14 protein-coding genes are annotated in these 13,315 nt (G+C 50.8%); 9 read left to right on the top strand and 5 right to left on the bottom strand.

Features of this window, described 5'->3' with window-relative positions:
• Positions 1 to 142 precede the first annotated feature (142 nt).
• The gene (locus tag ACYVAD_RS08965) at positions 143 to 757 is read left to right on the top strand and encodes a trimeric intracellular cation channel family protein (RefSeq protein WP_461139159.1); all 615 of its coding nucleotides are present in this window, start codon (positions 143 to 145) and stop codon (positions 755 to 757) included.
• Positions 758 to 765: 8 nt separating this feature from the next.
• Here the strand turns inward: ACYVAD_RS08965 and ACYVAD_RS08960 are convergent, their stop codons facing one another.
• The gene (locus tag ACYVAD_RS08960) at positions 766 to 1,233 is read right to left on the bottom strand and encodes an Lrp/AsnC family transcriptional regulator (protein ID WP_176569296.1); all 468 of its coding nucleotides are present in this window, start codon (positions 1,231 to 1,233) and stop codon (positions 766 to 768) included.
• Between the two features lie 130 nt (positions 1,234 to 1,363).
• Positions 1,364 to 2,743, bottom strand: coding sequence for a TlpA family protein disulfide reductase (locus tag ACYVAD_RS08955; RefSeq protein ID WP_461139158.1), 1,380 nt, complete (start codon positions 2,741 to 2,743; stop codon positions 1,364 to 1,366).
• A 285-nt stretch (positions 2,744 to 3,028) separates the two neighbouring features.
• Between ACYVAD_RS08955 and ACYVAD_RS08950 the strand changes: the two genes are divergently transcribed.
• From ACYVAD_RS08950 to ACYVAD_RS08940, 3 genes are all read left to right on the top strand, one after another.
• Positions 3,029 to 3,400 carry a T9SS type A sorting domain-containing protein gene (locus ACYVAD_RS08950; RefSeq protein WP_461139157.1) on the top strand — a complete coding sequence of 124 codons (372 nt, stop codon included), beginning with the start codon at positions 3,029 to 3,031 and terminating at the stop codon, positions 3,398 to 3,400.
• Between the two features lie 151 nt (positions 3,401 to 3,551).
• On the top strand, positions 3,552 to 4,661 hold the full coding sequence (locus tag ACYVAD_RS08945) for a sensor histidine kinase (protein ID WP_461139156.1): 1,110 nt from the start codon (positions 3,552 to 3,554) through the stop codon (positions 4,659 to 4,661).
• Between the two features lie 112 nt (positions 4,662 to 4,773).
• A complete protein-coding gene (locus ACYVAD_RS08940) occupies positions 4,774 to 5,553 on the top strand; it encodes a LytR/AlgR family response regulator transcription factor (RefSeq protein WP_461139155.1) in 780 nt (259 codons plus the stop codon).
• A 21-nt stretch (positions 5,554 to 5,574) separates the two neighbouring features.
• Here the strand turns inward: ACYVAD_RS08940 and ACYVAD_RS08935 are convergent, their stop codons facing one another.
• Positions 5,575 to 6,111: a hypothetical protein gene (locus ACYVAD_RS08935; protein WP_461139154.1), complete on the bottom strand. Its 537-nt coding sequence runs from the start codon at positions 6,109 to 6,111 to the stop codon at positions 5,575 to 5,577.
• A 134-nt stretch (positions 6,112 to 6,245) separates the two neighbouring features.
• A complete protein-coding gene (locus tag ACYVAD_RS08930) occupies positions 6,246 to 6,506 on the bottom strand; it encodes a hypothetical protein (RefSeq protein ID WP_461139153.1) in 261 nt (86 codons plus the stop codon).
• A 438-nt stretch (positions 6,507 to 6,944) separates the two neighbouring features.
• Between ACYVAD_RS08930 and ACYVAD_RS08925 the strand changes: the two genes are divergently transcribed.
• From ACYVAD_RS08925 to ACYVAD_RS08905, 5 genes are all read left to right on the top strand, one after another.
• Positions 6,945 to 7,907, top strand: a complete 963-nt coding sequence (locus ACYVAD_RS08925; RefSeq protein ID WP_461139152.1) for an NAD-dependent epimerase/dehydratase family protein — start codon at positions 6,945 to 6,947, stop codon at positions 7,905 to 7,907.
• A 5-nt stretch (positions 7,908 to 7,912) separates the two neighbouring features.
• Complete coding sequence (gene kbl / locus ACYVAD_RS08920) at positions 7,913 to 9,121, top strand: glycine C-acetyltransferase (protein ID WP_461139151.1); 1,209 nt, start codon at positions 7,913 to 7,915, stop codon at positions 9,119 to 9,121.
• A gap of 274 nt (positions 9,122 to 9,395) precedes the next feature.
• Positions 9,396 to 9,749 carry a DUF6686 family protein gene (locus ACYVAD_RS08915; RefSeq protein WP_461139150.1) on the top strand — a complete coding sequence of 118 codons (354 nt, stop codon included), beginning with the start codon at positions 9,396 to 9,398 and terminating at the stop codon, positions 9,747 to 9,749.
• A gap of 130 nt (positions 9,750 to 9,879) precedes the next feature.
• Positions 9,880 to 10,413 (top strand): ferritin, encoded by a 534-nt coding sequence (locus ACYVAD_RS08910; protein WP_461139149.1) that lies wholly within the window; start codon positions 9,880 to 9,882, stop codon positions 10,411 to 10,413.
• Positions 10,414 to 10,509: 96 nt separating this feature from the next.
• Entirely contained in the window at positions 10,510 to 11,496 is a 987-nt protein-coding gene (locus tag ACYVAD_RS08905) for a carboxypeptidase-like regulatory domain-containing protein (RefSeq protein ID WP_461139148.1), read from the top strand.
• A gap of 89 nt (positions 11,497 to 11,585) precedes the next feature.
• On the opposite strand, the gene ACYVAD_RS08900 is transcribed toward ACYVAD_RS08905, so the two are convergent.
• A complete protein-coding gene (locus ACYVAD_RS08900; RefSeq protein WP_461139147.1) occupies positions 11,586 to 13,307 on the bottom strand; it encodes an FAD-dependent oxidoreductase in 1,722 nt (573 codons plus the stop codon).
• Positions 13,308 to 13,315: the final 8 nt, after the last annotated feature.

Here is a 13,315-nt window from a genome sequence, read left to right as displayed (position 1 = left end):
AAAGCATCTATACATCAATTATGCAGAAATTTTTATTGCGTATCGGCTGATCGACTCTTTTGCTTTCTTTTGCTGGGGGCTAAGTACGCGGTGCATCTCCATTATTTTTGCGCGTAACATCCTAAGCTGGTGTTCGTACGCTATGACCATCTGGTATCTGACCGACTTAGTCGGCACGAGTGTTTTTGCTATTTCAGGCGCCCTCTCGGCCTTGCGCAAGAAAATGTACCACGACCTGTTCGGTATATTCTTCGTCGCTTTTCTGACGGCCATCGGCGGTGGTACGGTTCGCGATATTATCATGGGAGCGCACCCAATTGCCTGGATTCGGGACCCCAATTACCTGATCGTCATCATCGCCAGCGTTGTCGTGGCCGTCTTTTGCCGGAAGTGGTGGCTGGGATTGTTGCACCGTCCCTTACTGCTGTTCGATACGTTAGGAATTGGCATTTACGCCATTCTCGGGATGCAAAAAGCGCTGGCTCACGGCGTTAACAACTGGGCGGCTATGCTGCTGGGTATCATCTCAGCGCTCTTCGGCGGGGTTATTCGGGATACGCTGGTCAACGATTTGCCGGTTATTTTCGACCGGCAGCTGTATGCTACGCCCTGCCTGGCTGGCGTCATTGTTTATCAGATTGGCTGGTCGATGCAGATCGATCCCACACTGAACTTTATCGTTTCGGCTGGCACGATCACCATTTTTCGTCTGCTCGCCATCCGCAACAACTGGTCGCTGCCCCGCATCAATGTGTAACGGATGCCTTATTCGGGAATGTGGTACCCCAGATTGTGTTTGATTTCTTTGAGGACGAACGTACTGTTGAGCACGCCAATGTTCTCGATCTGGGATAGTTTGTACTTCACGAAATCATGGTAATCGCTCAGGCTACCGACGTGGATTTTGAGCAGAAAATCAACCTGACCGGCCATGTGGTAGCATTCCTGTACTTCTTCCAGTTTCTGCACTTCCTCCTCAAATTTGTCGATAAACGCTTTGTCGTGGTAACGCATCGACACCTGGCAGAAGGTGGTGATTGGCTGACCCAGCATGCCTTTGTCCAGCACCGCTACGTACTGCTTGATAAAACCGAGTCCTTCCAGCCGTTTGATTCGCTCATAAACGGGCGAGAGCGTTAGTCCCAGCTGAGCAGCTAGCTCTTTCGTAGTCAGCTTGGCGTCCTGCTGGAGCAGGCGCAAAAGTTTTTTATCGGTATCGTCCAGAGCGTCCATAAATTGTAGGAGGTCGGTAGGTAAGCAAAGGTAGGCTGGACTTTGGCAAAACGGATAATTTTGCTCGTAAACAGGCAAGTCAGATCTCGCCCGATATCGGTTACTCGGTTACGAAATAGCTCCGCAGTTTCTATTCCATCAGACGCTCCAGTTCAGCCCGCAGCAATTTGTTGCTGGGTCGTTTGGCATTGGCCGAAACCAGTTTGCCTTTCCGATCGAACAACACGTATCGGGGAATCCCTTTCAGTTGATACTGCTTAGCCAGGGCTGATCGAAACGAGTTGGTCAGCAGATAACTGGGCGCTTGTTCCAGACCAACCTGTCGAACGGCGTTTGACCAGGCATTAGGATCTTCGTCCATTGACACGTAAACGAACGTTACTTTCTTTTCAGGCAACGCGTTACGTAGCTGGTGCGACGCGGGCAACTCGGCCCGGCAGGGTGCACACCAACTCGCCCAGAAATCCACGTAGACGACGCGTCCGCGCTGAGCGGCTAATAACTCGTTCCAGGTTAGCGAATTTCCTGACGCATCACGTAATTTCGTCTCGTTCGGAACGGGTTTGCGCGCTGCCGTGGCCACATTGATCAACTCGTCAATGTATTGAACGTACGATGCCTGCTGACAGTCAATTTTGAATTGCGGAAGCAGGCGGGTAGCCAGCGCCAGGTCAAAGTCAGGATTCGGTAATTTATCCTGTTTGGACTGACTCAGGAGTTTCATCAGACCGAACAGTACGTAATCGCGGGTAGCTCCGGTCAATGAACGGTTGGCGGACTGGTACGCAGCCGAAAAGTTGATCGTACCCGACGGGTCACTGTTCATGACCTGAGCTAAACGTGTAGCAGCGGCTCGATAGTCAGGAATGTAAAGTTTAGTGTCATCCTGAAAAAAACTGACGTACTTGTTAACTGAATCGCGGGGAATCTGAGCTGGCTTATGAAACAGTAACCCACGGATATACTGGTAAAAAAAGTAGTCCTTCCAGGGGCTTAATTGCGGCAAACTTACGTGCTGCTGCTGGGCGTACTGGTTCAGAAAAGCCAGGCGACTTTGGTAACGCTCCCGTAGTCGATCAGCCCGTTGCGCAAATGTGAGCTTACTGTAAGTAGGACCCAGTAAGTGCTCATAGCCACCTTCCTGGGCCGGTTGAGCCGCCAGGTAAATTTGGTGACAGTTCGCGACGGCGTCGACCTCACGCGCCGACGTTTTTGCCGTCAGAAAGCGGTTGGTTCCTTTGGTTAAGGTATACGATGTCCCAGGCGTCAGGAAGTACATAGCCTGACTTCGGTAGTCAGCATCCCGCAAGAAGATAGGTTGGTCGGTTGACCACTGTACCTTTCGATGAGAAGGCGTTAAAATCGTTAGCTGGTTATTGCCGAAGCGATCAACGTATTCCAGATAGGTTTGCCCGTTGGTCTTCCCTTCCAGGACCATATCTATCGTCGTTTGGGCGAAACCAACCTGGCAGAGCCAGATAAAACCCAGGATGATTCCGATTCTTTTCATGCAGAAGCTCTTTTGCGCTGTTACTCTGTCTCCCAAAAGGTTGTGTTCCTGTTGTTCTAACTACACGCTCTGATTAGAACAACAGGAAAATCCGACAAGCAGACGTATTCCTGTCCATCATTCATCCCCCAAAAAATACATTCATCCAGCCAACTCGAACGCTCATCGTCTTTGGTTTTCAGGCCCGTGTTTGTCCGTGCAACTTTGACTCATCGAAACGACGAAATAACAGATAGTCAGGCCGCCGGATCGCTCAAACGAGAAAACAAACAACCAATACAAGCCATGAAAAAAGTACTTATGTTGATGCTGGGTCTGGTAGCCGGAACCACATCGTTCGCTAATTCATCAGATGTTACCCCTTCTGCCCCGGAAGCCCGTTCAACCCGCCTGGTTATGACGACCGATCATAAAATCAAGCTGTATGTTCAGCCGGTTCAGGACAAGGCTAATCTGGCGATTCGGGACGCTGATGGCCGTGTTCTTTACAAGACTGCGGTATCACTTCAGAAAGGATTACAGCAACAGTTCGACATCTCCAGCCTGGAAACAGGAACATATCAGTTAACGCTAACAACAGACCATGAGACACGAACCAAAACATTTGTGGTACAGGCTGATCCCAACACAAGCTTCGTTGTTCAGGACCAACAGTAGTCCGGCGAATCGCTTGCTTCCTCATAACTTGCTCGTCGAAGCCGGTACCCATACCGGTTTCGACGCTTGCCTGTGAGTAGTCGAATGCCAGTAGTACGCTTTCACGTTTACAAACTCCCCTGACGGGTGATGTCACGCTCGGACCAGATTTATGCCTAACCGTCTTACCGCGTTTCAGCGATGGCAGATCGCGCTGTACCTACTGGGTCTTTTCGCGCCTTTGTTACTATACGTTAATCTACCGGATTCGGCCCGCAACTGGTCCGCCATCGTTCGTATTCTGCCTTTCGTTGCCGTCTTTTTACTCATCAACCTGGTTCTGTTCTACATCAGCGTTACAGCAGCAGATTGGTGTCAGCGGCAATTAAGTCGTCACCTGGGTAACGATTTTTTGATGGCGTTCAACGGCAAATCATTTCTGATAACCTTCGTTGTGTCGCTCCTGCTGGCCCTTCTATTTATTCAGTTGCTTCACTGGGTTCTTGGCGGTATTGCGTTTATCGCCCACCAAATCTGGCCGCCATCGACGCAGCCGGCAAAGCCGTCGCCGTTTACTCCCGAAGTACTCATATATATACAACGCGCGCACAATGTTTTTTCGGTTATCATCATGCTCTCCGCTTTTTACCTGACCATCAGCATGCGGGCGTTTCAGCAGTTACGGGATGTCCAGTTGAAGGCCGAGCGACTGGAAAAAGAAGCCTTACTAAGCCAGTTTGAAGCGTTAAAAAATCAGCTAAGCCCGCACTTCCTCTTCAACAGCCTGAGCATTTTGACCTCCCTTATTCACGAGGACATTAACCTATCCGAGCAGTTCATCAAACGATTGTCCAAAGCGTACCGCTACATTCTGGAACAACGTGATCATGACAAGGTGCTTCTGAAAACCGAACTAGACTTTATTCAGGCTTACACGTTCCTGCTCCAGATTCGGTTCGAGAATAAATTCGAGGTGCAGATTGACGTTCCCCCGGAAGACCAGCTCCGGTGCTGGATTGCGCCACTCACGTTACAGCTACTCGTTGAAAATGCGGTGAAGCACAACCGCATGTCGCTTCAGGAGCGGCTTCTGGTACGTATCTACACGCAGGGCGACTGGCTGGTTGTCGAAAATCCCATTCAGGCGAGAGACCAGCCCGAACCGTCGACCGGCGTAGGCCTCCGGAACATTGTCAACCGCTATACCCTTCTCACTGACCAACCGGTTACGGTCAGCCAGGGGGGAAATTCCTTTGTCGTAAACATTCCCCTTTTAACTTAAAGAGCGAAAAAATGAAAGAGCGATACCATCCGGATGACTTCGCTCCTTACCGAAAACGGTTTCACATGTCAACCATCGCTCTTTCATTCTTTCGCTCTTTCACTCTTTACCCATGAACGTACTTATCATCGAAGACGAAGCTCGCTCGGCCCGCCAGCTTGAACGGATGCTGAAAAACTACGACCCATCCATTCAGGTACTGGCCCAACTCCCGTCGGTGCGCGAATCCGTCGATTGGTTTACCAAGCAAAGCAACAGCCCGGCGCCGGGACTCGATCTGGTGCTGATGGATATTCATCTGGAAGACGGGCTGGCTTTTTCGATCTTCGATCAGATCAATCTAACCGTACCGATCATTTTCACGACGGCTTACGACGAGTACATGATCAAGGCGTTCAAGGTTAACAGCATCGATTACCTGCTCAAACCGGTTGACGAAGACGAACTGGTCAACGCGCTCAATAAATACAGGACGTTACGAAGTTCAACCACCAGCCCGGATCTGACGCAGCTCATGCACGTAATGCAGCAGTTCAGGGAGCCAGCGCCAACGTTCAAAGAGCGATTTATGGTCAGCATCGGCACCCGAATTCGCAGCGTAGAAACCGTCGATATTGCTTATTTCTATTCGGAAGAGAAAGCCACGTTTCTGATGACCAAAGAAGGACAGTTTCTACCGCTCGACTACAGCCTCGATCAGTTGGCGGGGCTGCTGAATCCGTCGCAGTTTTTTCGGGTCAACCGGCAGTTTCTGGTCGCCCGTAGCGCCTTACGGAATATCCAGACGTACTCAGCGGGGAAAGTAAAACTGGATCTACAGCCCTCTACCCGACAGGAAATCTTTGTCAGCATACACCGCTTGACTGAATTCAAAGACTGGCTGGGTCGGTAAATTACCTACTGTCAGGACAGCTTATTTCATCTTACCGACGTACAAGGAAAGGTTCAAGCCAATAAAAGAGCGTTTGCCGTTCATGTTCCCGAAGCCGGTTACCCCGATGCCAACGTCCTTTGTCGACGTAATAAATCGGATTTCCGCTGGTACGCCGATCGTCTTATAGCGAATTCGTTCGTAGACCTGACTGCCGTAAATAAGTGGATCAGGATCAGCAAACAGAAACATACCCCGGTTGGTCCCCCAGACTCCACTCAGCCCGGCGGAGAACCGAAATTTGTTTACCCGTAGCCCGTATAGCAATCCCAACTCATTTACGCTGGTACCTGGTTGGCGATCCGAAAAGATTTCCCCGTTAACCACGTAACGGGCAATCAGCTGAGTTGGCTTGTTGGCAAATTCGTAACCAAGGGCCATCATCCCACTGGGAAACTGGCTTTTCCCAAGCCCCACCCCCAACCAATAATTATTCTTGTAGAACGATTGCGCGTGAGTGGTATTCGTGCCCAGAAAGCCCAGTAAAGCAACCCATAGAAACAGATCGTATTTTTTCATCATTCGCATGGTTGTGGTTGAACAGAATAGAGAAGCCTATGCTGCAGATAGAGCCGTAAAGATATACTTCACGGCTCCGTACCCCCTACCATATGATAAAGTATTTATCTGACTACGACGGTTTCCCGATCGGCTCACTTCAGCACAACCAGGTTGTGGGGCGGTTGCCAGGTGCCATTCTGCCAGGTGAATTCGAACGACTCTTCGCTGATGGCCCACATGGACCATTTACCCGCGTGAACGGTATTGCTTACGTTCAGGCGGTACTGCTTGGCTACTACTTTCGTAGAGTGGGCGATCTGGTTATCCGTTCCCTGTTCCGGCAAACTGCTATAGGCTTTTTCGTATGCCTGCTGATTGATGATGTATTCTATCTGTTGGTCTTGTCGTGCCATGTTCTCGCTGTCTTGCCCGCTAACTTATTAAAAAAAGTCTGGCCAGTTTCATCACCACAACCATCGAAAAGCGCTGGACGTTACAACCCTTTTTACACGCCAATTCAGAAGTTTTTTTCGCCTGATCAACCAACACCATTTTATATTCTACTAAATCGTTTATCCGTAAATTAATATCAGACAGAAGAAGCGTTGAGCCAAACATAAAATAGTACTAAACCGTTAAAAAGTAGACCAAAAAATTTTCTACCCATTCCTTACCGACACTTATTTTTTAGAAATTTTCACGGGCAATAATCAATAATGCAACAATATTTACTTAATTATTAAATCGTACTCATCTTATTATCGGCAAAAGTAACTTTGCACCGGAAATAGTACGCAACTATACTATTTCTTTTTAATCCGTTCGTATTCACAATCTTATTCTACCTGGTGATGCAGCGCGAAACCGTTTTAATCATTGGAGCTAACGGGCAGATCGGCACGGCCCTTCTCCCCCGCTTACGGGCTCAGTTTGGCAGTAGCAATGTTATTGCGGCCGACCTACGAAAACCGGCAACCGACTCGGGTCTGTTCACCCTGCTGGATGCCACCAATCCCGAGGCCCTGACCGAAATCGTTCGGCAGTATCGGGTGACTCAGATCTACCATCTGGCGGCAATTCTGTCGGCAAAAGGCGAAAGCGATCCGATTGGGTCCTGGAACCTCAACATGCAGACGTTACTTAACGTACTGGAGGTTTCTCGGCTGCATAAGGTCCGGAAGGTATTCGTTCCCAGTTCGATTGCCGCGTTTGGCGAACATGCCCCCAAGTACGACACGCCACAGAACGCCTACCTGGACCCCACGACGGTGTATGGCATCAGTAAGGTAGCCGCCGAAAACTGGTCAATGTACTACCACAAACGCTACGGACTCGACGTGCGCTCGTTACGTTACCCAGGCGTTATCAGCTACGAGTCGATGCCGGGTGGCGGCACTACCGATTATGCCGTGGCTATCTACCATGCCGCCGTGCAGGGGCAGTCGTTCGATTGTTTTCTGGACGCCGATACGCGCCTGCCCATGATTTATATGGACGACGCGCTCCGGGCTACGCTGGAACTGATGGACGCCCCCGAAGCGCAGATCAGCGTTCGGACGTCGTACAATCTGGCCGGGATGAGCTTTACACCCGCCGAGCAGACAGCCTCTATTCAGGCTTATTTTCCGGATTTTGTTACGCAGTATAAGCCCGATTTTCGGCAGGCCATTGCCGAGTCATGGCCCAGAAGCATCGACGATTCGGTTGCCCGGCAGGACTGGGGCTGGAAGCCCGCCTTCGATCTGCCCCGGATGACCCAAGAAATGATTTCAAACCTGACTGCGGTCTATCAGCCGCTGGTCACAACAGTATAAACACCATGTACGGAGCCATCAAAGAGCAACTTCAGCAGGAGCTGAACAGTATCAAAGAAGCGGGACTGTACAAGTCCGAACGTATCATTGTTTCACCCCAGTCGTCGGTCATTGCCGTGCGCGACGGTCGGGAAGTACTAAATTTCTGCGCCAATAACTACCTTGGTCTGTCGTCTGATCCGACCGTAATCGAAGCCGCTCACCAGACGCTGGACAGTCACGGCTTTGGTATGTCGTCGGTACGCTTTATTTGCGGTACGCAGGATATTCACAAGGAACTGGAGCAGAAAACGGCCGAGTTCGTCGGCGCGGAAGACTGTATTCTGTACGCAGCCGCTTTCGATGCCAACGGTGGTGTGTTTGAACCCCTATTAGGCGAGCAGGATGCCATCATTTCGGACGAGCTAAACCACGCGTCGATCATCGACGGAATTCGGTTGAGCAAAGCGAAACGCTTCCGCTATAAGCATAACGATATGGCTGACCTGGAAACCCAGTTGCAGGCAGCGTCGTCGGCCCGGCGGACGCTGATCGTAACCGACGGTGTTTTCTCGATGGATGGTACGATCGCTCAGCTAGACAAAATCTGTGATCTGGCCGACCAGTACGGTGCGATGGTCATGGTCGACGAATGCCACGCCAGTGGTTTTGTTGGCAAGACCGGCCGTGGCACACCCGAGTTCCGGAATGTGTTTGGCCGTATCGACATCATCACCGGTACGTATGGTAAGGCGCTGGGTGGAGCCTCGGGCGGATTTACGGCGGCACGTAAAGAAATTGTCGACCTGTTGCGGCAACGTTCGCGTCCGTATCTGTTCTCTAATACGTTAGCGCCAACCATCGTGGGCGCGTCGCTCAAAGTGCTGGATATGCTGAAGGCATCGACCGCGCTACGTGACAAACTGGAAAACAACACCCGTTATTTCCGGGATGCCATGACCGCTGCCGGTTTTGACATTCTGCCCGGCGAGCACCCGATCGTACCCATCATGCTGTACGAAGCGCCACTGGCGCAGGAGTTTGCCGCCCGGTTGCTGGAAGAAGGCATTTACGTGATCGGCTTCTTCTACCCCGTCGTACCAAACGGCAAAGCCCGGATTCGGGTGCAGATTTCGGCGGGTCACGAACAGGAGCACCTGGAACGCGCCGTAGCGGCCTTCACTAAAGTTGGCCAGGAACTGGGCGTCCTCAAGGCAGCCGAAACGATCAACTAGACATTTCCGAACACCCTTAACGAAACAGCCCGGCCATCTGGTCGGGCTGTCTGTTTGTGAGCAATACCAATTCCGCAAAGCCATTGAATCAGCTGCTCTGGCAAAGGCCCGTACCGTTCGTTATTGATGCACTGCGTGAGCGATCAACGCGGCTGTTTTAGCCCTATCCTAAAAAGGGCTAAAGTTTATTTGGAATTTTTCTAAACGAGCAGTCGTTCAACACACAGTACGCTGTATATTTGCAGTAACAGATCAGCAGGACTAACTAATTATCGTGACTAGTAACGTAACCACCTGGCAAGAACTCTTTCGGACAAAAAACGGAGCGATCTATCAATGTGACGTTACGAATCGGCTAATTCTGGAATTCTGGGAAACTCACACGGCCTTTTCGGCCCAGGATTTCCTCCAGTTCAAACGCATGGTCGAAACGGTTGACCTTCGTCAGATGGCGCTGAGCACCGACGATTCACATGACCTGGAAATCCTGTCCATGCCGCGGACTGAGCGCTGCTTCGTCCTAACACTATGCGAAATTGTTCACTTGCGTGAATTGTTGGATGGCGCCCGGCTGATGCTGGAATTGAACACTCTATTGCGCGAACGGGGCTGCGAACTACCAGCCTGATAAGTCGCTGATTAAGTATTATTTAGACTGCCTACATATTTCGTATTTCGAAACCGGCTTTTGAACAGAGCCGGTTTTTTTGTCGTTACTTTGTCACAGCACAACGAAATATCACAACCGATATATAGATATGAAAGATCTGATTAGAATCCGGACATCGATGAAAGAAGCCATTGAGCAACTGCTAAATCAGCAGATTCAGATGGAATTTATCTCGTCGTCGAAGTACCTGGCTATGGCTGGCTGGTGCGATCGGAATGGTTTCGATTACAGCGCTGGGTTCTTCTATAAACAGGCGGAAGAAGAGCGTGCTCATGGCATGAAGATATTCCATTACCTCTGCGACCAGGGTGGTACGGCTTATTCGCCGGAAGTACCCGCCGTTGAGCAGGAATTTGATTCGCTCCGGTCGATCTTCGAAGCCGCTCTGGATCAGGAAATTGCCGTTACGAACTCAATCAACCGGCTAATGGGCGCCTGCCACCGCGAGAACGACTACGCTACGGCCGAGTTGCTGAAATGGTATGTTAAAGAGCAAATGGAAGAAGAATACATCGCCCGTCGTTGCCTGGATCTGTTCAACCAGATTCCTGCCGACCAGCTCTACTACCTGGACAAGAAAGTATCCAGCGTTACGTACGACGGTAACGTATTCGAAGAATAGATCAGATCTCATCTGTCATACGGAAAGGGACGTTTGCAAAAGCAAACGTCCCTTTCTTTTTTAGCGTATTCTATTCCTGAAAGACAGGCCTCTACTATGCTCCGTTTGTTCTGTTTTCCCTGCCTGTGGTTATTGGTATCGATAGCACCGGTCTGCGCTCGGCTACGCATTCAGGGCTTTATTTTCGACAAAAAAAACAATCAGCCACTGGCGTATGTCAACATTGGGATACCCGGCAAAGCGGTTGGTATGCTGTCGAACCCTGACGGTAGTTTTGCTATGCAACTAGCTGATCGCTATAAGAATGATTCGCTCCTTATTTCTCACCTGGGGTACTCTCCTCAAAAAATAGCTCTGCTGGATTTGAATTACCTCATGACGCGCATTGACATGACCCCCAGTGTCATTCAACTACCAACTGTTCATGTATTGTCTAAACGGAAACAGAAGCTTTTTGAGCTGGGGAATAAGCTGGCAAACAACTCATTTATTATTACCGATACGTTGCAGGCAGGCTCGGCGATGGCGTTGCTGATTGAGAATAAGTATCCTCAGTTTCACCCCAAGCTAGCCCCTCCCTTTATCGTCCAGAAAGCCAGTGTACAGATTGCGGGGAGCACGTTCTCATCCTATAAGCTCCGAATACGGCTGATGGACTATGATTCACTTACCGAACTGCCCGGTCGCGATTTGCTGGAACGCAGCGTCGTGATTCACTCACGTCGGCAGCAAGGGGGCTGGCTGGAAGTGGATCTGTCAGACTTTGATCTACGCATCGACCAACCTCGTTTCTTTCTGGTTGTGGAGTGGATTATGGATGAGCTAGACCAGCGCTGGCTAGTCGATCAGTACCGACAGTTCGCCAGTACCAATCCAAAACTAGTCAAAGTTGACACGACCGTAGTTGAAGGCCGCCGTATTCCGTACACCCACTGGGTTGGTTACCAGCAGGGTACCTCTATCAGTACATCAACACTTCCCTACTCCGTAAAAAATTATCGGTGCTATTACCGACTAACAAGCCAAGACAGCTGGAAACGTTCCGCTCATATTTTATCCGCCCGCATTACGGTATCTCAGTAGCTCATAAAAAGGGGGAGGAAAGCAGGAGAGGAGGAAAGAATGCTGACGCTCCTTTTTTTTACCTTTCCTGCTTTCCTGCCCCTCCTGCTTTAAAATGTCAATTTTTGCTTATCAGCCAATAATGCTTTTTCCAGCGTAGCGTACGGCAATCGCTGGGGCGTTACGTTGTTCTGCATGGCCAGCACGGCCGCCGTTGCCGCCGACTGGCCCAGAATCATAAAGACCGGCTCCATTCGAATCGAACCAAAGGCGATGTGTGTACTCGACAGACAGACCGGCACAAACAGATTTTTGCACTCGCTTTCCTTCGGCACAATCGATTTATACGCAATGGAATAAGGCTTGTCGGGATGGACGCCGATATCACCTTCGTTCTGGACGAAGCCATCCTTTTTGACATAACGCTGGGCATTGTGGGCATCCAGGGCATATGAGCCCATACCAATCGGTTCAGGGACTGTAGTTTTCCCGAGGGCGTCGGCTTCTTTCATCACAAAATCGCTGATCATCCGCCGGGCTTCGCGAATGTACAGTTGGTGGGGCCAGCCACCGTTGTCCTTGAACTCGTCTTTGGGCAGACCCCACTGCTGCATTTTCTCGTGCACGTCGGCAGGAACGCGCGGGTCGTTTTGCAGGAAATACATCAGCCCTTTCTGATACAGCTCATGGTCTTTGATGATGGCTTTCCGTCGTTCGTACGTCGCTTCGGGATAATCGTAATTCTTGCCAATGTAATCCGTACTGACCGGTCCGTGGTTATTCGTGTCAGTCTTCCGGTTGGGGATCGGATCGTACTTATCGAAAGTTTCGCGCCAGCCCGACGCAAATACCCGCGCTAATAGCTCGTATCGATCGGCGTTATAGCCCGCCGGTTTGGCAAACGGAACCCGGTTGTCGGGGTGGTTACTCAGGCACATCCGGAAGCAGTACGCCTGAATTTTGTTGTCGCCCGCGCCGTATTCACCCGGTGCCTCCGCCGACACTTCAGGCAACAGACCGCTCTTCGAATCACCCGCTATCTTGTAGGGGCTAACGTTGGTTTTAAAATGGTGGCCGTGTTGAAAAACTTCCGTTTGGACGCCGTCCCATTTCTCACCGTAAACGCTGTTGGCTTCCCGCCCAACGTGGTATTTAACCCCAGCGGCTGCCATCAGGTCACCTTCGTACGTAACGTCGATAAACATTTTTCCCTGGTACACATTCCCGCTCAGCGTCCGGAAGGACTGAATCGACCCATTACGTTTGCTTACGCCCTTGGGCGATCGGTCCAGCCACTCGTCCCGGTAAATGGTCAGCTTGTACTCCTTCACAAAGTCCTCGAATACCTGTTCGGCCGCGTGGGGTTCAAAAATCCACATGGTCCGGGAGCTACCGTCAATGGCGGGCGTTCCCTGGCCCTTGTTGCCGTATTCTTCCTTTTTCTGCCATTGCCAGGAATTTGGTTGCTGGTAGTGCTGATACAGACGTTGGTAAAATTCGCGGGCTAGTCCACCAATCACTTCCTTGTTTCCCGTATCGGTGAAGCCCAGCCCCCCCGACGACAGCCCGCCCAGGTGTTTGTCGGGAGACACGACGATGACAGATTTGCCCATCTTTTTGACCTGCACGGCCGCCGTGATAGCCGCCGACGTCCCCCCGTAAATGATTACATCGGCCTGCCGGACGGCTGCCGGACGTACTACCGGAGCAGAATTCGGAGCGGGGGAAAAAGCGGGAGAAAACAGACTCACGCCAAAGAGGCAGCCAGCCGCCATCCATTTTTTACTGGAATAGCGAACAATGTCGGGGACAAAATGCGAAAGAAATGTCATGGGTTCAA

The sequence above is a fragment of the Spirosoma pomorum genome (assembly GCF_054776615.1).
This window is presented reverse-complemented; position numbering and strand designations above follow the sequence as displayed.

Bases quoted from the DNA above. Each gene is read 5' to 3' on its own strand.
- ACYVAD_RS08945 (WP_461139156.1), top strand. From the start codon at position 3,552: ATGCCTAACCGTCTTACCGCGTTTCAGCGATGGCAGATCGCGCTGTAC.
- kbl (WP_461139151.1), top strand. From the start codon at position 7,913: ATGTACGGAGCCATCAAAGAGCAACTTCAGCAGGAGCTGAACAGTATC.
- ACYVAD_RS08930 (WP_461139153.1), bottom strand. From the start codon at position 6,506: ATGGCACGACAAGACCAACAGATAGAATACATCATCAATCAGCAGGCA.
- ACYVAD_RS08905 (WP_461139148.1), top strand. From the start codon at position 10,510: ATGCTCCGTTTGTTCTGTTTTCCCTGCCTGTGGTTATTGGTATCGATA.
- ACYVAD_RS08925 (WP_461139152.1), top strand. From the start codon at position 6,945: ATGCAGCGCGAAACCGTTTTAATCATTGGAGCTAACGGGCAGATCGGC.
- ACYVAD_RS08955 (WP_461139158.1), bottom strand. From the start codon at position 2,743: ATGAAAAGAATCGGAATCATCCTGGGTTTTATCTGGCTCTGCCAGGTT.
- ACYVAD_RS08960 (WP_176569296.1), bottom strand. From the start codon at position 1,233: ATGGACGCTCTGGACGATACCGATAAAAAACTTTTGCGCCTGCTCCAG.
- ACYVAD_RS08910 (WP_461139149.1), top strand. From the start codon at position 9,880: ATGAAAGATCTGATTAGAATCCGGACATCGATGAAAGAAGCCATTGAG.
- ACYVAD_RS08965 (WP_461139159.1), top strand. From the start codon at position 143: ATGACCATCTGGTATCTGACCGACTTAGTCGGCACGAGTGTTTTTGCT.
- ACYVAD_RS08940 (WP_461139155.1), top strand. From the start codon at position 4,774: ATGAACGTACTTATCATCGAAGACGAAGCTCGCTCGGCCCGCCAGCTT.
- ACYVAD_RS08935 (WP_461139154.1), bottom strand. From the start codon at position 6,111: ATGAAAAAATACGATCTGTTTCTATGGGTTGCTTTACTGGGCTTTCTG.
- ACYVAD_RS08900 (WP_461139147.1), bottom strand. From the start codon at position 13,307: ATGACATTTCTTTCGCATTTTGTCCCCGACATTGTTCGCTATTCCAGT.
- ACYVAD_RS08950 (WP_461139157.1), top strand. From the start codon at position 3,029: ATGAAAAAAGTACTTATGTTGATGCTGGGTCTGGTAGCCGGAACCACA.